19 protein-coding genes and 1 other RNA gene are annotated in these 21,386 nt (G+C 45.6%); 14 read left to right on the plus strand and 6 right to left on the minus strand.

Annotation, left to right across the window (positions count from 1 at the left end):
• Positions 1-6: 6 nt before the first annotated feature.
• Entirely contained in the window at positions 7-1,260 is a 1,254-nt protein-coding gene (locus FTU45_RS04020) for an exonuclease SbcCD subunit D C-terminal domain-containing protein (protein WP_100328913.1), read from the minus strand.
• 468 nt (positions 1,261-1,728) lie between these two features.
• Here FTU45_RS04020 and FTU45_RS04025 point away from each other — a divergent pair, with 468 nt between their 5' ends.
• Both FTU45_RS04025 and FTU45_RS04030 read left to right on the plus strand, forming a co-directional pair.
• Entirely contained in the window at positions 1,729-2,187 is a 459-nt protein-coding gene (locus FTU45_RS04025) for an ABZJ_00895 family protein (protein WP_180075966.1), read from the plus strand.
• Between the two features lie 156 nt (positions 2,188-2,343).
• The gene (locus FTU45_RS04030) at positions 2,344-3,249 is read left to right on the plus strand and encodes a TIGR01777 family oxidoreductase (protein WP_180075967.1); all 906 of its coding nucleotides are present in this window, start codon (positions 2,344-2,346) and stop codon (positions 3,247-3,249) included.
• Here the strand turns inward: FTU45_RS04030 and thiO are convergent.
• Positions 3,238-4,362, minus strand: coding sequence for a glycine oxidase ThiO (gene thiO / locus FTU45_RS04035; RefSeq protein WP_180075968.1), 1,125 nt, complete (start codon positions 4,360-4,362; stop codon positions 3,238-3,240). The two genes, FTU45_RS04030 and thiO, sit on opposite strands and share 12 nt — an antisense overlap.
• A gap of 15 nt (positions 4,363-4,377) precedes the next feature.
• On the minus strand, positions 4,378-5,391 hold the full coding sequence (hemB, locus tag FTU45_RS04040; RefSeq protein WP_005172298.1) for a porphobilinogen synthase: 1,014 nt from the start codon (positions 5,389-5,391) through the stop codon (positions 4,378-4,380).
• 105 nt (positions 5,392-5,496) lie between these two features.
• Between hemB and FTU45_RS04045 the strand changes: the two genes are divergently transcribed.
• Positions 5,497-5,994 carry a thioesterase family protein gene (locus FTU45_RS04045; RefSeq protein WP_005172294.1) on the plus strand — a complete coding sequence of 166 codons (498 nt, stop codon included), beginning with the start codon at positions 5,497-5,499 and terminating at the stop codon, positions 5,992-5,994.
• Between the two features lie 73 nt (positions 5,995-6,067).
• On the opposite strand, the gene glpK is transcribed toward FTU45_RS04045, so the two are convergent.
• On the minus strand, positions 6,068-7,552 hold the full coding sequence (gene glpK / locus FTU45_RS04050) for a glycerol kinase GlpK (RefSeq protein ID WP_180075969.1): 1,485 nt from the start codon (positions 7,550-7,552) through the stop codon (positions 6,068-6,070).
• Positions 7,553-7,682: 130 nt separating this feature from the next.
• Here glpK and ssrA point away from each other — a divergent pair.
• Positions 7,683-8,041: a transfer-messenger RNA gene (gene ssrA, locus FTU45_RS04055) on the plus strand.
• A gap of 83 nt (positions 8,042-8,124) precedes the next feature.
• On the opposite strand, the gene FTU45_RS04060 is transcribed toward ssrA, so the two are convergent.
• Entirely contained in the window at positions 8,125-9,063 is a 939-nt protein-coding gene (locus tag FTU45_RS04060; protein ID WP_180075970.1) for a LysR family transcriptional regulator, read from the minus strand.
• Positions 9,064-9,181: 118 nt separating this feature from the next.
• Here FTU45_RS04060 and FTU45_RS04065 point away from each other — a divergent pair, with 118 nt between their 5' ends.
• The 8 genes from FTU45_RS04065 (at position 9,182) to FTU45_RS04100 (ending at position 17,479) form a co-directional block, all read left to right on the plus strand.
• Positions 9,182-10,510 (plus strand): MFS transporter, encoded by a 1,329-nt coding sequence (locus tag FTU45_RS04065; RefSeq protein ID WP_180075971.1) that lies wholly within the window; start codon positions 9,182-9,184, stop codon positions 10,508-10,510.
• A gap of 31 nt (positions 10,511-10,541) precedes the next feature.
• On the plus strand, positions 10,542-12,065 hold the full coding sequence (locus FTU45_RS04070) for a M81 family metallopeptidase (RefSeq protein ID WP_180075972.1): 1,524 nt from the start codon (positions 10,542-10,544) through the stop codon (positions 12,063-12,065).
• Between the two features lie 340 nt (positions 12,066-12,405).
• Entirely contained in the window at positions 12,406-13,629 is a 1,224-nt protein-coding gene (locus FTU45_RS04075; protein WP_180075973.1) for an efflux RND transporter periplasmic adaptor subunit, read from the plus strand.
• Positions 13,626-14,849 carry an ABC transporter permease gene (locus FTU45_RS04080; protein ID WP_159516389.1) on the plus strand — a complete coding sequence of 408 codons (1,224 nt, stop codon included), beginning with the start codon at positions 13,626-13,628 and terminating at the stop codon, positions 14,847-14,849. Before FTU45_RS04075 ends, FTU45_RS04080 begins: the two co-directional genes overlap by 4 nt.
• Positions 14,842-15,564, plus strand: coding sequence for an ABC transporter ATP-binding protein (locus FTU45_RS04085; RefSeq protein WP_005172157.1), 723 nt, complete (start codon positions 14,842-14,844; stop codon positions 15,562-15,564). Before FTU45_RS04080 ends, FTU45_RS04085 begins: the two co-directional genes overlap by 8 nt.
• Positions 15,565-15,766: 202 nt before the next feature.
• A complete protein-coding gene (locus tag FTU45_RS04090) occupies positions 15,767-16,183 on the plus strand; it encodes a YeeE/YedE family protein (protein ID WP_180076058.1) in 417 nt (138 codons plus the stop codon).
• 1 nt (position 16,184) lies between these two features.
• On the plus strand, positions 16,185-16,607 hold the full coding sequence (locus FTU45_RS04095; RefSeq protein WP_005096132.1) for a YeeE/YedE family protein: 423 nt from the start codon (positions 16,185-16,187) through the stop codon (positions 16,605-16,607).
• On the plus strand, positions 16,604-17,479 hold the full coding sequence (locus FTU45_RS04100) for an MBL fold metallo-hydrolase (protein WP_180075974.1): 876 nt from the start codon (positions 16,604-16,606) through the stop codon (positions 17,477-17,479). The genes FTU45_RS04095 and FTU45_RS04100 overlap by 4 nt, the downstream gene beginning before the upstream one ends.
• Before the next feature lie 176 nt (positions 17,480-17,655).
• Here FTU45_RS04100 and FTU45_RS04105 read toward each other — a convergent pair whose 3' ends face one another.
• Entirely contained in the window at positions 17,656-18,156 is a 501-nt protein-coding gene (locus FTU45_RS04105) for a Dps family protein (RefSeq protein WP_005096135.1), read from the minus strand.
• A gap of 781 nt (positions 18,157-18,937) precedes the next feature.
• Between FTU45_RS04105 and katE the strand changes: the two genes are divergently transcribed.
• Together katE and FTU45_RS04115 are read left to right on the plus strand one after the other, a co-directional pair.
• Entirely contained in the window at positions 18,938-21,052 is a 2,115-nt protein-coding gene (gene katE, locus FTU45_RS04110; RefSeq protein ID WP_180075975.1) for a catalase HPII, read from the plus strand.
• A gap of 75 nt (positions 21,053-21,127) precedes the next feature.
• Positions 21,128-21,346, plus strand: a complete 219-nt coding sequence (locus tag FTU45_RS04115) for a hypothetical protein (protein ID WP_064101644.1) — start codon at positions 21,128-21,130, stop codon at positions 21,344-21,346.
• Positions 21,347-21,386: the final 40 nt, after the last annotated feature.

Here is a 21,386-nt window from a genome sequence, read left to right on the forward strand (position 1 = left end):
CCGATCCTAGGCTTGTTGTTTCTGAGCAAGTTCGTGCTGGGCTTCAACCAGAAGTTGCTGAAAATCCTGTTGTACAGAATGATCATGTTCATAGCCCATTTTTTTCCAGATATTCAAAAACAGCGATTCCGGTGTCGGTGGTGCCAGATCAATTTTTGAATCTCCTTGCGTATGTTCGGTCTGTTGCTGATAAATCCGGCTGATGCGCAGCAAGCGGTAACGGTTGGCGGGTAAAGCCAGTTCAATTTGCTGGCGTAAATCGACTGGTGGCGGGGCATCGGTGGTGTATTCTATTTCCAGAAAATGTCGTGCCGACAGTTGTTCGATTTCTCCGGCAGGCAAGGCCTGAAGTTTAGCAATTAAATCTTCCAGTTCTTCCCGAATCCGGCACAGCTCGACGGTGCGTGGCACTTTTAAAACATCGTATTGAAAGCGCTGTTCGTTGCTTTGCTCAGGATCAATCCTGACCTCGACCACCTGATGTTGATAGTTGATTTCACTAAATGACAGCGGAATCGGTGAGCCACTATAACGGATATGTGGCTGACCAACTTTTTGTGGTTTATGCAGATGACCGAGTGCCACATAATCAATCACTTCATCAAACAGCGCCGTCGACAGCGCTTCTTCATTACCGACAATAATTGGCCGTTCCGAGTCGGAAGTTTCGCCACCTTGCATATGTGCATGCGACATTAGAATCAGAGCTTGATGCGGCTGTTTACGGGCCTTGGCTTCGGCAATCAGTTGTTGATGCAGATAGCTAATCGCATTCTGGCTATTGCTGGTATGTTCATTCAGCCCGGTAATTTCGGCACTGCGTAAATAGGGCAGGGTCAGACACCAGGCGATGATATTTTTATCCTGATCATAAATCGGAATCAGCAAGCGATCCAGATTCAGGGTGTTTTCTGCGGTTCGGCCCACAATTCCCACAGCTTTGGCATTGAATTTAGACAGAAAAGGTTCAACCTGCTCAATCCGGTAACCGGAATCATGGTTGCCGGCAATCATCAAAGTCTGCATGTGCGGGGCCAGATCATGTGCATCGGCCAGAAACTGATACAGTTGCTTTTGCGCACTTGAGGCTGGATTGATCACATCAAAAATATCACCGGCAATCAACAAAGCATGCGGTTGTTTTGTTTTAATTTGATCGAGCAACCAAGTCAAAAACTGGGCATGTTCAAATTCACGGTCATGGTTATGGAAAAATTGCCCCAGATGCCAATCGGAAGTGTGAAGAAAATGAACTGCCATGTAGATGAACCCTGAAATGTCTGCCTTGCTACTATAGGAAAAAGCTGAGGGGAAAATCTACTTAAAAAAGATATTTCAGCGAATTGTTGCTGATGTCAGGCTGAATTTATTTTAATCAGTAGGCAAAATAGCAGGATAGTCATGTCTAAATCACCCAGTCTTGAACAGTCATGCAATTCATCAGGCTGAAAAATCGGAATTTTAAAAAATAAAAACCGACGATTCGAGTGATGTGAAATCGTCGGTCAAATTTGTGTTACATGAAGATTTTGGCTGCTATTCAAAATTTCCCTGTACACTGGACTTATTGCTTTAGCTCTAAGGTCAGCAAAAATTCGTGGATGCCAGTCCAAATTTTTGTACCTTGTACCCTATATAACGTCACCTTCTGGCCGATGGTTGACAATAAAATGAAAAAAAACCTGTTTTTTTTTATACTAGCTTGCTGAATATCACCGAGTGATTCCTATGTTGCCTTTAACCCGTTATTTTATCTGGTTTTTTATTATCTGCTTTATTTTTACCTGCATTTGCGGGGTGCTGGCAGCACTGATGCCAACGGGGATGGGCGCCGTACTGACGGTTGTTCCTTATCTGGTAGCCATGATCTGGATCTTATTTAAGTTTTTAAAACAGCAAAAACGTGCCCCAACGCAGTCGGAACGTAAAAAATTCACCTTGGGGTTTAGCCTGATCTATTGGGGCTATAACCTGCTATTTCTGTTACTTGGTATTCTGATTGCAACGCGCTCTAATCCAAATGCCTGGCAGGACTTTTTGCTATATCTACAACAGCCACAATTTATAAGTATTGTGCTGATCATGTTCTTGCTGATCGCGATTCCGTTGTATCTATTGACTTACTGGTTCTATGGCAAGCAGGCACAGCGTATGGCAGAGAAAATGTTTGGCCATTCGCCTCGGTGAGTATAAATGAATCATTGTGTGACGGCCGATCTTTATAAATTAATTGAATGATGAAAGATACATATTCTCCACTACAAAAATATTCCTGCTTTAAAAAAGCTGAAGATGAGTGGCGTATAATTTAAAACCAGAAAATAATAAAGTGAAGAATGACTGATGTATAAACCTGTAGTGCTGGTGACGGGAGCGAGTGGTTTTATTGGCAGTCATCTCGTACGGTTTTTATTGGAACGTGATTATCGGGTGATTGGGCTGACCCGCCGCAAGAATCAATCTGAACCGCATCCAGATTTTCACTGGATTAACCAGCTGGATGAATTAAAACAGCCTCAGATTGATTATGTGATTAATCTGGCTGGCGAAAGCATCGGTCAGGGACGCTGGACGGCAGCGCGTAAAAAGAAATTGCTGGATAGCCGTTTAGACACCACCAAACAGTTATTTGACTATTTAGAAAAATACCAGATCAAACCGAAACGGATTATTTCAACCTCAGCCGTTGGTTATTATGGTATTGACCCGAGCGAGCGCTGGGAGCAGGTCTGTACGGAACAAAGCCCGCCACAAGATATTTTTATGTCTGAGCTCTGTGCGAAGTGGGAACAACTGGCTTTGTCCTATAGCAGTCAGGACACCAAAATTGTTCGCTTTGCTGTGGTCTTCGGCAAAGGTGGTGGAATTCTGCCGCAGATGTTATTGCCGATTAAACTGAATCTGTTCGGGCGGATTGGTCATGGACGTCAGCCAGTGACCTGGGTGCATCTAGAGGATGTACTGCGAGCGATTGAATTCTTGATGCTCGAGGATACAACAGAGCAGATCTTTAATGTGGTCGCGCCAGAAAAGAGCAGTCAGGCCCAGTTTGCGCGAACCGCGGCCCAGATTCTGCAGCGTAAATCCTTACTGCCACTGCCGGCATGCAGTCTGAAAATGATGCTGGGAGAACAATCCCAACTGGTATTAAACGGTCAGTATGTACAGCCCAAAGCCTTGCAGGAGGCTGGATTCCAGTTTCATTATCCAACCCTGAAAGAGGCGCTGGATAATATCCTAAAGCGCTAAGCGACTGGGCTCTAATAAACGGAGTGGATCATAAGGATCTGGATCAACGATTGGCGTTTGTTCAAGGATGAGTTGAGCGAGCAGTTTGCCTGAGGCCGGCCCCATACATAAACCATTCCGGAAATGTCCAAAATTGGCCCAGGCATTTTGTAGCTTGGGAATTTTGCCAATATAAGGAATACCATCGGGTGAGCTAGGTCTTAATCCGGCCCATTGCTTGACCAGCGGAAAATCCGCCAGTTCCGGTACCATCCCCAGACAAGCCTGTAGAATATCTTGCCGGATTTCAGCAGAAGGCGAGGTGTCAAAACCGACCTGACGCATACTGGAACCACATACAACATGTCCGTCGCGCCGTGGAATCAGATACATGACCTTGTTCATGCACATGCTCGGTAGCCAGTTTTCTGGGGTTTTAAACAGCAGCATTTGTCCTTGCACCGGTTGTACCGGAATTTCACAGCCAAGCTGTTCTGACCAGCCTGCAGACCATGCGCCTGTGGCGATTACAAACTGATCTGCCTGAAAGTGTTGACCACTTTCACTGGACACACTCGTTACCCAGCCTTGCTGAATATTGAGCTGAGTGATTTTACAGTGCTCTTGCCAGGTGACATGCGGATGCTGTTTTAAATAGCTGATGACCGACTGTAATAGTCGCGGATTGCGGATATTGGCCAGTTCCGGAAAGTAAATCGCCTGTTTGAACTTGCGCTGATCAATTCGGGGATTGATTTGTTGTAGCTGAGTCTGATCAAGCAATTCGGCCTGTTGCTGAGGATCCTGATATTTTCCTGCATAGCACAAGCCAATCTCAAAATCAGCTTCATCAAAAATCAGCATACCACTTTCATGAATCTGGAAATCGATACCGGTCACTGGCTGTAGTTTTTGATTCCAGTCCTGATAGAGCGGTTTGGCATGCCGGGCCAACGTATTGACTGCAGCGGGGTAGCGCCAGGGATACATCGGAGAAAGAATCCCGCCTCCGGCCCAGGACGCAGCCTTCCCGGTAACTTGCTGATCAAAAATCGTGACAGAACATCCCTGTTCAAGCAGTTCCAGCGCCGACATCAACCCGGTGATGCCAGCGCCGATAATGGCGATATGCATTGCGCCGAAATCCTTTTACTTCATGTCTTTCAGTTTAAGCGCAGCTTCTTCGGCAAAGTAAGTCCAGATGCCATCGGCACCGGCGCGGCGGCAGCTCATCAGCGATTCAATAATCACGCTGTCAGATAACCAGCCATTTTGAATGGCAGCGGCCAGCATCGCATATTCACCACTGACCTGATAGACAAAGGTTGGTACACCAAAAGTGTCTTTAACTTCACGGACGATATCCAGATAAGGCATGCCCGGTTTGACAATCACCATGTCTGCGCCTTCCTGAATATCCAGCGCAATTTCATGCAGTGCTTCGGCACGGTTACCGACATCCATCTGGTAATTGTATTTATTGCCACCTTTTAAATTGCTGGCAGAACCGACTGCATCACGGAATGGACCATAGAAGCTGGATGCATATTTGGCTGAATAAGCCATGATTGAGGTATAGATATGCCCATTTTGTTCAAAGGCCTGACGAATTGCACCGATCCGGCCATCCATCATGTCACTTGGGGCAAATACATCTGCGCCTGCTTCGGCATGGCTGAGACCCTGTTTAATCAGACATTCGACCGTTTCATCATTTAAGACATAACCGGTCTCATCAATAATGCCATCCTGACCATGCGTGGTATATGGGTCCAGTGCACCATCAGTAATCAGCACCATTTCTGGCAGTTCCTTTTTTAATAAACGCAAAGTGCGTTGGACCAGACCATCTTCGCGCCAAGCCGCTTCGGCGGTCAGGCTTTTATCTTCTTGTGGTGTGACTGGAAACAGTGCCAGTTTGTTGACGCCCAGTTCCAGCAGACGCTCTGATTTTTTTAACAGCAAGTCTGCTGACAGGCGCTGGATATTCGGCATACTGGGAATATCTTGGCTCTGGTTTTGTCCCGGCAGTACAAATACTGGATAAATCAGGTGATCTGCACTGAGATGCGTCTCACGTACCATAGAACGTAAATGCTCATTTTTACGAATACGACGCATGCGAGTTGCAGGAAACGCGGGACGATTGAACGTATAGGTCATAAAAATCTCAGCAATCAGTATTAAACTAGGCACCTATTGTAGCCCTAACTGAAATTTTTGGGCATAAATTAGCGGTTTTTTATTGCGGTGGATTTGAGCAGAGTGATGACTAAGACAGAGAAAAGCTGGACAGGTAATATACACTTGGGGGCAAAGGTGGATATTGATGTGGTCTTAAATCAGTTGGTACATGCTTTTAATAGCTCTCCTTTTTTTAAGCATAATGGTATGAGCATGCGGGTGGTGGAAGGCCAGATCGAAGCCTATGTCGAAATGCAGGATTTTATGATTGGTAATGTCGCGTTTCAAATTTTGCATGGCGGTCTTGCGGCCACGGTACTCGATAGTGTCGGTGGAATTGTAGCGATGGGGGAGTTATATAAAAAAGCCGAACCTGAAACCATTGCCGACACCATTAAAAAAGTCTCGCGTTTGGCGACAGTGGATATGCGGGTGGATTATCTGGCACCCGGGCGCGGTAAATATTTTATCGCGCGGGCAGAAACCTTACGTTTGGGGCGTAAGGGCTGCACCATGCGTATGACCATGATCAATGATGAAGATAAGCCAATTGCTACAGCGATTGCATCTTATGCTTATTGAGGGTAAGAGATAGAAAATAAAAAGCACTGTTGAACAGTGCTTTTTTAGCTTTCGACCTTCAGATTGATACAGGTTATAGATCTGATTTGGCCCGATTTAAGGCCTTCTGCCATTTGGCTAAATGAGCTTCACGCTCATCATTTTGCATTTTCGGTTCAAAGGCATGTTCAAGTTGCCAAGACTGCGAAATTTCCTCCAGGTTTGAAAATACGCCAGCTTTTAATCCGGCCATCGCTGCTGCTCCCCAAGCGGTAGACTCCAGCATTTTTGGACGCAGCACCGGCACATTGAGAATATCTGCCTGAAACTGCATCAGCATGTCATTGCTACTGGCACCGCCATCGACCCGTAATTCTTTTAAAGGGTGGGCAATATCGGATTGCATTGCACTGAGGACATCCGATACCTGAAAAGCGATTGATTCTAAGGCTGCTCGGGCGATATGCGCTTGAGTTGTGCCACGAGACATGCCGCAGAGCAGGGCACGCGCTTCACTGTCCCAATGCGGCGCGCCAAGTCCGGTAAAGGCCGGAACCAAAACCACGCCGTCGGTATCCTCAACTTTACAGGCCAGTTTTTCGACATCACTGCTTTTTTGAATAATCCCGAGACCATCACGTAGCCATTGCACTACCGCACCCGCCATAAACACGCTGCCTTCCAGTGCATAGGTGGTTTGACCCTGCGCTTGCCAGGCAAGAGTAGAAAGCAGTTTATTCTGACTGAGCTGGATGTCTTGACCGGTATTGAACAGCATAAAACAACCGGTGCCATAGGTATTTTTTGCGCTCCCCACGTCAAAACAGGATTGACCAAACAGTGCAGATTGCTGATCACCTAGAATCCCAGTAATGGGGATATTGGCACCGAGTAAACCTGAAGCGGTGTCAGCGATATAACTATCCGAGGAAATAATTTTTGGTAAGACCAAAGCAGGAATATGAAACAGCTCCAGTAGTTCTTCGTCCCAAGTTTGTTGATGTAGATTCATCAGCATGGTACGGGAAGCATTGCTGGCTTCAATCACATGTTCTGCGCCTTGAGTCAGGTTCCAGATCAGCCAGCTATCGATAGTACCAAAAGCGACATGACCCTGTTCAGCCAGTTCACGTACGCCTTCTACATGCTCCAGAAACCAGACCAATTTTCCTGCACTAAAATAAGGATCAATCCGTAGACCGGTTTTTTGCTGAATTTTGGTTATCCAGCCCTGTTCAATCAGCTGGTTACACCAGTCAGACGTTCGACGGTCTTGCCAGACGATGGCCGGCGCGAGCGGTTTACCATTTCTTCGATCCCAAACCACCGTGGTTTCGCGCTGATTGGTCAGACCAATGGCTTTAATATCTTTGGCGAGAATTCTTGCGGTAGCGAGCGCTTGCTGTACCACCGCAATCTGCGTGCTCCAGATTTCCTGAGCATCCTGTTCGACCCAACCCGAATGTGGCGTCTGAATATGGGTTTCACGTTGAGCCGTTGCCTGGATTTGTCCATGTTCATTAAAAATAATAGCCCGACTCGATGTGGTTCCTTGATCTAGGGCCAGTAAATAGCTCATAATTTTTCTGTTATTCGGCTTGAAAAGTAAAATATTAGCGCAATAATGTAATTAAGCGCATCAAGTTGTGTAAATGTTTAGAAAATGCATCGTAATTTTTGACATCTATGTTATGATTGCCTTGTACTTTGGGGGTGTTTCTGGCTTCGACGCTGGTGATGAAACTCATAGATGCATGCCGAGAGCGCATTTTCTCTCGTAAATCAAATTTGCATTTTTTAGTCGCAAACGACGAATCATACGCTCTAGCTGCCTAAGGGCAGCTTGTCCGCCTCTCCGAATACTTGTGGTTAGAGAGTCCGACTGAAGCGCACGCACACAAGTCCGTATAAAGCCAAGCCTCGGGGCTTTGTACTAAACTAAGAGGATCGCGATTTGTATCCTGTTCGTCGGGTCACAAAGAGTTAAAACAATAGACGATATCTAAGCATGTAGTATTCTCGAGCGTAATGCTGGCGGACGCGGGTTCAACTCCCGCCACCTCCACCAAAATTATTGTTATAAATCAGCCACTTATATAAGTGGCTTTTTTATTGCCTAAATTTTATAAGCAATTTAAAAAATCAAATTATCTAAAAGATCAAATCAAAACTAGAACGAATACGCTCAATCAATAAATGCTTCGACTCTGACAAATGGGTGTTTTTACGGACCATCAGTTGGGTTTGAGCTGTGTTGCACAGTTCGGAATCAATAGTTAAGGCGACGGCCTGACCTTCTTTTACTGCATCTGCGATATCTGCATAGCGCATGGCCGAAATCCCATGTCCAGCCACCACATAATTTTTTAAGGCATAAATAGAATTGGTGGTCAGGCCAATATTCAGGTTCACTTGTAAGCGCACCATTTCACTGTCGAGTAACTGACGGAAACCGTGCCCTACGGGCATTAAAGCAAATTTATAGGCTGAAATTTCGGAAAGACAAATGCGATGTTTGAGCTTGGCAAGAGGATGACCGGCAGGAACAGCCAGAATAAAAGGTTCTGTCTTATGAGCAATGGTGCTGATGTCTGTATGAAATGGAGGGTTATACGCCAGTCCAATATGCGCCAGGCTGTCCACGATATGTCGTACCACATGCTGGGCACTCATTAATTCTAACTGGATTTCAAGATTTGGATATTTATGATGCACATGTCGAAGTACATCATAAATCATATGTTGCATATAACTTTCACTTGAAACAATGTTCACTTTGCCGAGTTGAGAGGATTGCAGCTGAAATAAACTGTCAAATAATTCATTTTCACGATTTTTATTTTCCTTAAAATACTCAAGTACCAGATAGGCAGCTTCAGTCGGAATAATATGCCGACCCTTGCGTTTGAACAGGTTTATTTTTAATTCTGATTCAAAGAGTTGAATTTGTCGGCTCATGGCAGACTGTTCAATATTCAGGATATCTGCCGCTTTGCGCATCGAGCCAAACATCATCACCGTATAGAAATAACGCAAACGTTTTTCATTGATTCCGTTCAGTGGCGCAAGGAATTGCAAGTTTCTGTCCATAAAAACTCTGATGCCTTAAAAGCATCAGTATGCCTAAAAAATTACATTGTTATCAAGTCAGGAGCATGATTACATGGATTTTGAACAATAAGAAGATCTAGATAAAAAGGAGTTTTAGATGGATTTAATCACCTCCCGTCAACAACGGTTAGACCAGATTTACAAGAAAGTAAGCTGGCGCCTGCTGCCATTTTTATTGCTGTGTTATTTCTTTGCTTATCTGGACCGGATCAATATCGGATTTGCCAAGTTACAAATGCAGCAGGAGTTGGGCTTTAACGATGCGATTTATGGCATGGCAGCCGGCATATTCTTTTTAGGTTATGTCCTGTTTGAAGTGCCAACCAATCTGTATTTTGAAAAAGTCGGCGCCAGAAAAACCATTACCCGCATCATGATTTTGTGGGGCCTGACCTCCATGTCGATGCTATTTGTCACCACCCCACAAATGTTTTATATCTTGCGCTTTTTACTAGGTGTATTCGAAGCCGGTTTTGCCCCAGGCATGATTTTCTATCTGACCTATTGGTATTCCGGTGCACGCATGGCACGTGTCATGGCGATTGTCATGCTAGCCGGACCACTGGCTGGCATGTTAGGTGCACCTTTATCCACACAAATCATGAGTACTTTTCATCAGATTTATAATCTTTCTGGCTGGCAATGGTTATTTTTATTGGAAGCTGTACCAACCGTGCTATTGGGCTGCGTAGCGTACTTTTATTTAACCGATCATCCCTCACAAGCAAAATGGCTGTCTCAAGAGGATAAAGCCTTATTGGTGAAAGAAATTTCACAGCATCAGTCTGCAAGCGGTCATAGCAATTTTAAAGCAGTATTAAAGGATCCCTGGATTTATTTCATGGCCTTGGCCTATTTCACCATTATCTGTGGCATCTATGCGATTGGCTTTTGGCTACCATCTTTATTGAAATCGGGCGGTATCCAGAATTTGCAGATGATTGGCTGGTTGGTGGCAATCCCGTATTTATGCGGCGCAATTTTCATGATCATCTTTGCCCGTAGCTCGGACAAATGGCAGGAACGGAAATGGCATTGTGTAGTGCCGACGGTATTGGCCGGAGTTAGCTTGATGTTGTCGGTGATCAGTGCAAATTTCCTGCTTTCCTTTATTGCGATCTGTACCGCAACGGCCTTTATGTTTAGTGCCTATACCATTTTCTGGTCGATTCCATCGAAATACTTAAGCGGTAGTGCAGCAGCAGGCGGAATTGCCTTAATTAACAGTATTGGATTACTCGGTGGTTTTGTCAGTCCAAATATTATGGGCATGGCGCAGTCAATGACCGGTTCCATGTTGGCAGGCTGGTTCACGATTGCTGTGATCATGATGCTCGGTGGCGCTTTCCTGATTTATGCCTTCAGACTGAAAAAGCAAGCTGCTCCTCAGCAAACAACACGCGCCGCTTTAATCGTTGATAAATAATCAATCATGCAGCATAGGAAGGATTCAAGATATGAAAAAAATCATCATTGCGGGCTTTCAACATGAAACCAATACCTTTGCCCCGACCAAAGCAAGCTACGCCGATTTTGTCCAGGGTGGGGGATTTCCTCCACTTAGTCGTGGCGCAGATATCCTGAAATTTCGGGAACAGAACATTCCGATTGGCGGTTTTATTCAACAAGCAGAACAATTCGGTTATCAACTTTTGCCAGTGATCTGGGCTGGCACTTCACCTTCAGCGCATATAGAGCAGGACACTTACCAGCGCATCTGTGATGAAATTATTTCCAGCATCCAGCAGCATCCGGCAGATGCAGTGTATCTGGATCTGCATGGTGCCATGGTCAGTGAACAGGTGGATGATGGCGAAGGAGAATTATTAAGACGGGTTCGCGAGGCCATTGGTCCGGACATTCCGGTGATTGCTAGTCTGGATTTCCATGCCAATGTCACGCAAGCGATGTTTGCCCATAGTGACGTGTTGATTTGCTATCGGACCTATCCGCATGTAGATATGGCTCAAACCGGACAACGCTGTGCCCAACTGCTGGATCAAATATTCCGGGGTAAAAAGCTGCACAAGCAAATGTATAAGCTGCCATTTTTGATTGCGCTGAATGCACAATGTACCGAGCTGGAACCTACCCAGTCTTGTATGAATTTACTGGAAAAGTTAGAGCAAAATAATCCTGTCCAGATGAATTTCACGCCGGGTTTTCCGGCGGCAGACTTTGCCGAATGTGGTGGTTGTATCTGGGGCTATAGTGAAAACGCTATGCAGTTAGATCAGGCTATGCAAGGCTATATCGCCCATGTGCTGCAACAAGAAGCGCATTGGAATATGGATTTCTTATCACCGGATCATGCCGTGCAGCAGGCACTTCAACTTTATCAACAGCATCATTCGACCAGACCCGTAGTGATTGCCGATACTCAGGATAATCCGGGAGCCGGTGGTGATTCGAATACGACCGGGATGCTATCGGCGCTACATCGACATCAGGTTAAAAATGCATTGATTGGCCTCATTGTAGATCCTGCGGTGGCGCAGCAAGCCTATCAGCTTGAGCTTGGTCAGAATTTTTATGCGCAACTGGGTGGAACATCGGGTATTGCCGGGGATTCCCCATTTAGCGCTGAATTTAAAATCAAAGCCTATAGCGATGGAAAATTCAGCTATGGCGGGCCTATGATGCATGGCGTTGAGGCGGATATTGGCCCAAGTGTGTTGCTGGAAATAGACGGTATTGAAATTGCAGTCAGTTCCTACAAAGCCCAGTTGCTCGATCGTAATATGTTTAGAATTTTTGGTCTTGTGCCTGAAGATAAAACGATTATCGTGGTGAAAAGTTCGGTACATTTTCGTGCAGATTTTCAGGACATGGCTGCTGCCATTTTGGTCGCGAAAGCGCCTGGGGCCATGAAAGCAGACCCGAATGACTTGCCTTGGCAAAAGATTGATCTTGATAGACGACTCGTGCCGATGGGTGAAAGTCTGGCGCAACGTGATCAGCCATTACGTCGTACGGTCTAATATTTAACTAACATCCAATTAACACCCAAACGATTGAACAGGCTAGATCCATTACGATCCAGCCTGTTTTTTTAATGAAAGCTCCCATTCCTTGAACTCAAGATAAATTCAATACAATTTTCTATTACCTGATCCCGCATCTGGATCTGTTATTGATTAAATTCACTGACACCGACTTAAGCTGGCTCAAAAAAGTGGACAGGAACTCAACATTCTTTTCAAACTCAACAAAATACCTATAATTCCAATTAGAAACTTGTTGTAAATTAAACCTTAGGAAAAAACAAATACAGTTTTGACTTTCTTATTTCAAATTAGACGAATCAATTGGAGATTCTCATTGCGCGCTGCCCGCTATAAAATTTTGCTCATCATCGTATTGCTACTGGCAGTAGGGTTTGCTCTATTTCGCTGGTGGCAGGGGCCTGTGGTGCCTAGTTATACGCTGAGTGCTATGCCGCTGGTACAAAATGTTGTTGCGACCGGGCGTGTTGCGACAGTCTCACGTGCCCAGGTAGGCAGTGAAATTAGTGGTGTGGTTCTGCAACGTCTGGTGCAGGAAGGCGATCAGGTTAAACCGGGTGATCTGCTGGTAGTATTGAAGTCGGATGAATTGCTGGCCCAAGTCAGACAGGCTGAGCTGGCACTAAACGAATTGGCAAGCAGCCGACGGCCACAGGCTGCAGCAGAACTGGCCAGTGCCAAAGCCCAGCTGGAGCAGGCCAGCCGAGAAGCAGCACGGAGACGTAATGCCGAAGCGGGTATCCTGTCGGCTGAAGAAATAGAACAGGCCTTAGAGGCAGAAAGAGTTGCCCGCAACAATTATGAAACCGTTCGTCTAAAAGCAGCGGCATTGTCTACGGGACAAGTTGAAGAAGCATCGCTTCGGGAACAGCTGGCAGTGGCGCAGGCGCAACTGGCAAAAACCAGAATTCGGGCTGCGGTCGCAGGTACAGTACTGACACGGGATGTCGAGCCAGGCGATCTGGTTCAACCAGGACAAACCTTATTTACCATTGCCTTAACGGGCAATACAGAAATCCGGGTGCCACTCGATGAACGGAATTTACCGCAACTGGCCTTAGGGCAAAATGCCACCGTGATTAGCGATGCTTATCCGGATCAGTCTTTTCCGGCCCGCATTAACTTTATTGCACCGAGCATTGATCCGCAGCGGGGCACGGTAGAGGTCAGATTAACCGTCAACCCGGTGCCAGATTTTCTGCGTCAGGACATGACCGTATCGGTCAATGTCGAGACAGATAAACGGGAGCGGGCACTGGCTATTCCGAACGATGCGCTTAGCAATATTAAAGGCAATAAGGCAGTGGTCGTGTTGGTACGTGATAGAAAAATCCAGCGCCAACCGGTGACTTTAGGTTTACGGGGTCTGGCCATGTCAGAAGTAACTTCAGGTTTGAGTGAGGGTGATCAGGTGCTGGCCAATGCCGAATCGTTACTGGAAGAGGGTGCGCGAGTCCGTCTCAAGCCACAAGATAGCTCATTGATGAGCTCGACTGACGCGACTGATAGCAAGAATGAATTACCGGTGAAATTCGATTGAAAAATTTTTTCGAGCGGCTTTGGATCGAATGGAAAATCGCGATCAGTTTTTTGCGCGAAGGTCGCGCGCAGTCCATTATGATCACGGTGGGCGTCGCCGTTGGTGTGGCGGTGATTGTGTTTATCACGGCCCTGATTCAGGGGCTACAGGCCAATATTGTCGAACGTACATTAGGTACACAGGCACATATCCGTCTGCTCTCACCCGATGAAGTCAACCGGATTGTGCCGCCGCCTGCCGGGACGGTGCAATTGTTACAGGAAGATAAACGCGCACAACGACTGCGTTCCATCAATAATTGGCAGCAGATTACCGAAACACTGGATCAGTTGCCGATATTAACTGCTGTGTCGCCTGTGGTCTCCGGGCCGGCCTTTGTACAACGCGGTGATGCGATTGAATCCGTGGCCTTGGTCGGAATGGATCTGGAGCGTTATCAGCAGATCATTCCATTGAAAGAATATTTAACCAGTGGTCAGTTACGTGTTGGCGCGGATGATGTACTGATCGGCAGTCAGTTGGCCAAAGATCTGGGGGTTCAGGTCGGTAGCAAATTGCGACTGGATACCGGTCAGCAAAACAGTGCCTTGGTAAATATTGCCGGCATATTTGAACTGGGCGTGCGTGAACTGGATGCGCGTTATGTTTATCTGGACTTGAAACAGGCACAGTCTTTACTCGGTCTGCCCGGTGGTGTAACTGTCATTGATCTGACCATTAACGATATTTTTGAGGCTGATGACATTGCGACCCAAGTGGGGCGCCTGACCTCATTAAAGGCTGAAAGCTGGATTTCAACCAATGCACAGCTGATGAATGCGATTACTGCACAGAGCCTGTCTACCAATATGATTATTGTTTTTGTCGCCATTTCAGTGGCTTTTGGCATTGCCAGTGTCATGTCCGTCAGCGTGGTACAGCGTACTCGGGAAATTGGTATTTTGCGTGCGACAGGCGCCACCCAGTCACAAATTTTAAGAATTTTCCTGTTTCAGGGGGCCATATTTGGTCTGCTGGGTTCGGTCGTTGGCAGTGCAGCCAGTTATGGTCTGGTCTGGGTATTTAATAATTTTGGCCCGGGATTATTTTATATCCCGATTTCGATCGAGCTGGTACTTCTGGCTTTATTGTTGGCGACATTAACAGGGGTATTGGCCGCTGCAGTGCCATCACGCCGGGCAGCGGCACTCGATCCGGTGGAGGCGATTCGTCATGTCTGAACCATCTCAAGAAGTCCTGCGTTTAGAAGCGCTGCGCAAATCTTATAATATTGGTCAGCCCAATGAAATTGAGGTCTTGCATGGTATTGATCTGTGTATTGAACGCCAGGATTTTGCTGCTTTGATTGGGCCTTCTGGCTCCGGAAAAAGTACGCTATTGAATATTCTGGGATTGCTGGATCAGCCGAGTAGTGGCGAGCTGTATTTGCTGGGACAGCCGACCAGTGCCATGGATGATCGTGGCCGGACTGCGTTACGTGGCAATAGTATTGGATTTGTATTTCAGTTCCATCACCTGATTCAGGCATTTACTGCACTGGATAATATTTTAATGCCCTTGATGATGACGCGAGGCAAACCCGGACAGCAAGGCTTACAACGGGCACGGGATTTGCTGGCTGCAGTGGGGCTGGAAAAGTTTGCTGATCGTAAACCGAACGAGCTTTCCGGTGGGCAGCAACAGCGGATTGCGATTGCGCGGGCTTTGATTACAGAGCCAGCCTTACTTCTGGCCGATGAGCCTACCGGTAATCTGGATACGCAGACCGCCGCCGACATGTTTGAGCTGTTTCGTAAAGTGCATCGTGAACGCGACTGCGCCGTTCTGCTGGTGACGCATGACCCGCGCCTATCCGCCACCTGTGATCGAACCATTAATCTGGTCGATGGCCGGATTGAAAGTGATTCCCATACGGTTCATCCAATTGAAACTTAGACAATATTTCAAATATTAGATTGATCCGATCCAGATTATTTCTTTATTAGTCACAGCTGACTAGGGCTGAAACCAGAGAGCTTAGCATGCATTGGATTTGAGCCTATAATCATCTTCCATCAAATAAGTTAAACAGACTAGAACTTGAATAATATTTAATTAAATATAATATCAAAATATATAGTGGTGAAAGTGAAATATGATGCATGACTTCCTGAGCGCTTTTCTCGGTGGTTTACTTATTGGTGTTTCAGTGGTCGGCTATCTGTATATTCATGGCCGGATCGCGGGCATTAGTGGTCTGATTGGACAGGTACTTAATCCTAAAAGCATTTTCAAGACGCCAGCTCTGTGGTTTTTATTGGGTCTCATCATCATTCCATTTGCTTATGGACGATGTATACAACCTGAAATCGAACTGAATACCAGTCCCTGGATGATGATCATTGCAGGTTTACTGGTCGGTTTTGGCACCCGTTTAGGCTCGGGATGTACCAGTAGCCATGGGATTTGTGGCATCAGCCGTTTATCTAGACGTTCAATCTTGGCTACAGCCGTATTTATGTGGGCTGGATTTATGACAGTTTATGTGATTCGTCACCTGATTGGAGTGCGCTAAAATGAAAAATCTGCTGGCATTTTTATGGGGTGGTTTATTCTCAGTTGGCTTGATGATTTCCGGTATGGCCAATCCTGAAAAGGTTCTGGATTTTCTGGATGTTTTTGGCGACTGGGATCCGAGTCTGGCCTTTGTGATGCTGGGCGCGATTATGGTCGCCTTTATTCCTTTTCAGAAAGCCACGCGAAATCCGGTAGCTAAAACTGTATTTCATGAACCGATCCAGTTACCGACTAATCAGAAAATTGATTCTAAACTGATGAGCGGCAGTCTTTTATTTGGTATCGGCTGGGGAATTGCCGGTATCTGTCCAGCGCCCAGTCTGACACTCATTGGTTTAGGCCACTATCAGGCTACTTATTTTATTATGGCCATGCTGGCAGGGGTTTATCTACATCGTCAATGGTCAGGAGCATCATCATGAGTCATAGCGCCGTAATTCAAGATTTTTTTCATGAAGATAGCCATACTTTTAGCTATGTGGTGGGTGATCCGGCCACTGGAAAATGTGCGGTGATTGATAGTGTGCTGGATTATGATGCCGCTTCTGCCAGTACATCGACCAGACATGCGGATCGAATTATTGCCTATATACGACAGCAGAACTTTGAGGTTGAGTGGATTCTGGAAACCCATGTGCATGCAGATCATTTGACCGCAGCGCAATATCTGCATTCACAGTTGGGCGGCAAGATTGCCATGAGCCAGCATATTTCTATTGTGCAGGAAGTCTTTGGCGCGATCTATCATCTGGATATGAAACAGTTCAATCTGGCTCAGCCTTTTGATTATCTGTTTGCGGATCATGAAAAATTCAATATTGGTTCACTACAGGCCTATAACATTCCGACGCCGGGACATACACCGGCCTGTCTGAGTTATGTGGTCGGGAATGCAGTCTTTATCGGTGATACCTTGTTTATGCCAGATTATGGCACTGCACGTTGTGATTTTCCCAAAGGCAGTGCGGCAACGCTATTCGATTCGGTGCAAAAACTGTATCAATTGCCGGATGATACCCGGGTATTTCTGTGCCATGACTATTTACCGGAAAGCCGTGATCACTTTGTCTGTGAAACCGATATTCAGACCCAGAAGCAGCATAATATCCATATTCACAGGGGGATGGCCAAAGCTGAATTTATTGAAATGCGCCAGCAACGCGATGCCCAATTAGGTATGCCAAAACTGATTTTACCGGCGATTCAAATCAATATACGTGCCGGTCAATTTCCTGAAGCAGAGGCCAATGGTATTTCCTATTTAAAACTGCCGCTGAATTATTTTCATGCCTGAATACCTCAATTCTTAAAACCTGGTGATGAGAAGAGGATGTACACGACTGCATACATCCTCCAAGTTTTTAGTGCTTCATTTTAAAGGTCATATCTTTGGGATTGTTCTAATCGGCTAAGCAACACCCTCGTGTCATCCCGCTCATCCGCTTGCTCTTAAATGCGATTAATCAAGCTTTATTGATCCAGACTACTTCTGAGCATCCAGGCAGTTTTTTCATGTACATCTAGTCGCTGGGTCAAAATATCCGCTGTTGGTTGATCATTGGCGTCTTCAATCACTGCAAAAATACTTCTGGCGGTACGTGCTACGGTCTCATGGGCATCGACCAGTAGGCGCAGCATTTCTTCAGCTTTTGGCACCCCTTCAACCTCTTTAATAGAGGTCAGTTTTACAAACTGTTTATAGGTGCCAGGTGCTGCAAAACCCAAGGCCCGGATACGTTCAGCAATCACATCCAGCGCATTCCACTGCTCGGTGTATTGGGTCATAAACATATTATGCAGGCTATTGAACTGGGGGCCGGTGACATTCCAGTGGAAATTATGGGTCATCAAATACAGGGTATAGCTGTCTGCCAATAGTCGGGATAAACCATCGACAATCTTGGCACGATCATCATGCGAAATTCCGATATCAATTTTCATTGCTTTAGATTCTTTTTTAGAAGAGGCCATGCTCTTACTCCTTAAAATTTAACAACATGCTGTGTATTAAAATAAAGTCAGATGTATTCGAAGTCTGAGTCAAACGAGGGTTCGATCTTGATGATGACTCCCGAATTGAAACTTAATTTCCATTATCAATATGAACAAGCTGAAAGATTTAAGTGTTTATAAGTTATAGATATTAGATCAATAGACAGGCAGGAAGTTTAGTCATTATGTATAGCATGCAGAGAGGATTGTAACTTTTCAATTTAATAAACTTTATTTCTCTTTATCAACCTAGCGATAATTATCCCAACAGATTTAGAACGTTGAAAAAAGCCTTAGCTATTTCAGAATGGAAATATTGCACTGATTCATGATGACGGATTTGTATGCACTATCACATCTTGCCTGAAGAACTTTTATTGCAACATAGCATGACTAAAATTTTATATCTCTTTTAAATGAATGAGATGGCTGTGTGCAAAGATCATAAAAAAAGAGGGGGTTTATAAAAAAATAACACAACGCTGCCTTAATTAAACAAGGCACAACAAAGAATAATAAACCTCTTTCCTAAATGCAGTTATGTTAGGACACAGGCGCGGTCAATAACAATATCCCAGAAAGCAAAATCCTACGAGACAGAACACAGAGATGAAGTGCTGACTTGAGACAGAATTGGCTGTAGCAACTGGGTTTGCGGGAATCATGTTATTGGCCAACCCATGCGAGACATATAAGCTCAAGCGACTTTGAGATAGGCAAAAATATCTGCACTAAACTCAATCTCAGCAAGGGAAACATCATGAAAATTAAGGCGAATAGTCCAGCCACAGGCAAAAATGGTTTAGATAAGCAAAATACCAATAAAAAGAGTGAGCAGCTTGACGTATATCGTAGCGATGCAACCGAGCAGACACTCACCACCAATCAGGGCGTTAAAATCTCAGATAACCAGAACAGTCTTAAAGCAGGTGTTCGTGGTGCGACCTTAATGGAAGATTTTATTCTGCGTGAAAAGATCACACATTTTGACCACGAACGTATTCCGGAGCGTATTGTGCATGCCCGCGGTGTCGGCGCACATGGTTATTTTGAGGCTTATCCGGGGAATGAAAAACTGACCAAAGCAGGCTTTCTGACCAATACCAGTGTACAAACGCCGGTATTTGTACGTTTTTCTACGGTACAGGGGCCGCGTGGTTCGGCAGATACTGTACGCGATATTCGCGGTTTTGCGACCAAATTCTATACTGAAGAAGGTAATTTTGACCTGGTGGCGAATGATGCGCCGGTATTCTTTATTCAGGACGGGATCAAGTTCCCGGATTTTGTACATGCGGTGAAGCCTGAGCCACAAACTGAAATTCCAACCGGTGCATCAGCACATGATACGTTCTGGGATTTTGTTTCTTTAGTGCCTGAATCAGCGCATGCGGTGATGTGGGCCATGTCGGACCGGGGTATTCCGCGTAATTTAAGAGCCATTCAAGGCTTTGGGGTGCATAGCTTCCGGTTGATCAATGCCGAAAATAAAGCGGTTTTTGTGAAATTTCACTGGACGCCAAAACAGGGTCTCGCCCAACTGGTCTGGGATGAAGCACAAAAACTGGCGGGTAAAGACCCGGATTTCCATCGTCGTGACTTATACGAAGCGATTGCATCCGGGAATTATCCAGAATGGGAGCTCGGTGTACAGGTCGTTCCAGAAGAAGATGAAATGAAATATGACTTCGATTTGCTGGATCCAACCAAAATTATTCCGGAAGAACTGGTGCCGGTGACGCCGATTGGCAGAATGGTGCTGAACCGTAATGTCGATTATTTCTTTGGTGAAACCGAGCAGGTAGCATTCTGTCCGGGACATATTGTGCCGGGACTAGATTTTACCAATGATCCCTTATTACAAGCACGTCTGTTCTCCTATACCGATACCCAGCTCAGCCGTTTAGGTGGTCCAAATTTCCACCAGATTCCAATCAACAAGCCGGTTTGTCCGTTCCACAATAATCAGCGTGACGGGTTACATCAGCGTATTGTACATACCGGTCAAGCCAGTTATGAACCAAACTCGATTGATGATCACTGGCCGGCTGAAGCTCCGCCAGCAGCACAAGATGGTGGTTTTGAAAGCTATCAGGAACGTATTGATGGTCACAAGATCCGTCAGCGCAGTGAATCTTTTAGTGATCATTTTAGTCAGCCTCGTCTTTTCTATCGCAGCCAGGCACCCCATGAGCAAAAACATATTGTCGATGCCTATGTCTTCGAACTGAGCAAGGTAGAACGCAAATATATTCGTGAGCGTGAAGTACTGTGTAACATCGACTTGGACTTGGCACAACAAGTCGCGGATCAATTGGGCATTGAAATTCCGGCAGAGAAAAAAGCGGCAACATTGCCAGAGGTACAGGTTTCACCGCGTTTATCTTTCGAGGCCTTTAAACCTGAAGATATTAAAGCACGAAAAATTGCCCTGTTGGTACACGATAAAGCCAATGAGGCCAGTATCAAGGCTGTTCAAGCCTGGGCAGAATCAGAAGGGGCTGTAGTCGATGTACTGACTCCAAAACCGGGTCTGGTACTGGGTCTGCAAGGTGATGTGATTCCTTCCGATGGTATGCAAAAAGCCGAGCCATCCATCGCCTATGATGCCGTGGTGATTGCTGACGGTGATAATTACGATGTGGTGATGAAAGACGGTGTGGCGACTCATTATCTGCTGGAAGCCTACAAGCATTTAAAACCAATCGTGTTCTTGGGCGATAAAGGCAAGCTGATTGAACATTTACGCTTGGTTAGTGATGAAGGAACCTTGGCAAACGGACAGTTTGAAGCAGTACAAGATAGCTTTAAGACTTTGATCCTGAATCATCGTGTCTGGGCGCGTGAAGCAATTGCGGAAGCGATTCCTGCTTAATAAACCACCCATCCTATTATGTTGGAGGATAGAGGCTCCGGCTTCTATCCTCCCGGTTTTTATATGGACGAAGAGATGGTGAAACCGGATGTCAAAAAGTTGTTGGCACAAGTACAGCAAGCCAAATGGAGCAGAGAACAGGACATTTATCTCATTGAGCATAATCATTTGCCTTTAGATGAACTCATGCAGCAACTCTGTTTCAATGAAGAGGAGATTAATGCAAGGCGTAAGGTATTAGGATTAACTACACGTTTAAAACAAATGCGTAAGCTTTCTCACTCACTGAAATAACTGACTTTAAAAAAACACAAAAGTATTCTCCAAATTTTAT

Source organism: Acinetobacter sp. YH12106, assembly GCF_013418995.1.
Taxonomy (GTDB): domain Bacteria; phylum Pseudomonadota; class Gammaproteobacteria; order Pseudomonadales; family Moraxellaceae; genus Acinetobacter; species Acinetobacter pseudolwoffii.

Coding starts and splice junctions, on each gene's coding strand:
- FTU45_RS04020 (WP_100328913.1), bottom strand. CDS start 1,260: ATGGCAGTTCATTTTCTTCACACTTCCGATTGGCATCTGGGGCAATTT.
- FTU45_RS04025 (WP_180075966.1), top strand. CDS start 1,729: ATGTTGCCTTTAACCCGTTATTTTATCTGGTTTTTTATTATCTGCTTT.
- FTU45_RS04030 (WP_180075967.1), top strand. CDS start 2,344: ATGTATAAACCTGTAGTGCTGGTGACGGGAGCGAGTGGTTTTATTGGC.
- thiO (WP_180075968.1), bottom strand. CDS start 4,362: ATGCATATCGCCATTATCGGCGCTGGCATCACCGGGTTGATGTCGGCG.
- hemB (WP_005172298.1), bottom strand. CDS start 5,391: ATGACCTATACGTTCAATCGTCCCGCGTTTCCTGCAACTCGCATGCGT.
- FTU45_RS04045 (WP_005172294.1), top strand. CDS start 5,497: ATGACTAAGACAGAGAAAAGCTGGACAGGTAATATACACTTGGGGGCA.
- glpK (WP_180075969.1), bottom strand. CDS start 7,552: ATGAGCTATTTACTGGCCCTAGATCAAGGAACCACATCGAGTCGGGCT.
- FTU45_RS04060 (WP_180075970.1), bottom strand. CDS start 9,063: ATGGACAGAAACTTGCAATTCCTTGCGCCACTGAACGGAATCAATGAA.
- FTU45_RS04065 (WP_180075971.1), top strand. CDS start 9,182: ATGGATTTAATCACCTCCCGTCAACAACGGTTAGACCAGATTTACAAG.
- FTU45_RS04070 (WP_180075972.1), top strand. CDS start 10,542: ATGAAAAAAATCATCATTGCGGGCTTTCAACATGAAACCAATACCTTT.
- FTU45_RS04085 (WP_005172157.1), top strand. CDS start 14,842: ATGTCTGAACCATCTCAAGAAGTCCTGCGTTTAGAAGCGCTGCGCAAA.
- FTU45_RS04090 (WP_180076058.1), top strand. CDS start 15,767: ATGCATGACTTCCTGAGCGCTTTTCTCGGTGGTTTACTTATTGGTGTT.
- FTU45_RS04095 (WP_005096132.1), top strand. CDS start 16,185: ATGAAAAATCTGCTGGCATTTTTATGGGGTGGTTTATTCTCAGTTGGC.
- FTU45_RS04100 (WP_180075974.1), top strand. CDS start 16,604: ATGAGTCATAGCGCCGTAATTCAAGATTTTTTTCATGAAGATAGCCAT.
- FTU45_RS04105 (WP_005096135.1), bottom strand. CDS start 18,156: ATGGCCTCTTCTAAAAAAGAATCTAAAGCAATGAAAATTGATATCGGA.
- katE (WP_180075975.1), top strand. CDS start 18,938: ATGAAAATTAAGGCGAATAGTCCAGCCACAGGCAAAAATGGTTTAGAT.
- FTU45_RS04115 (WP_064101644.1), top strand. CDS start 21,128: ATGGTGAAACCGGATGTCAAAAAGTTGTTGGCACAAGTACAGCAAGCC.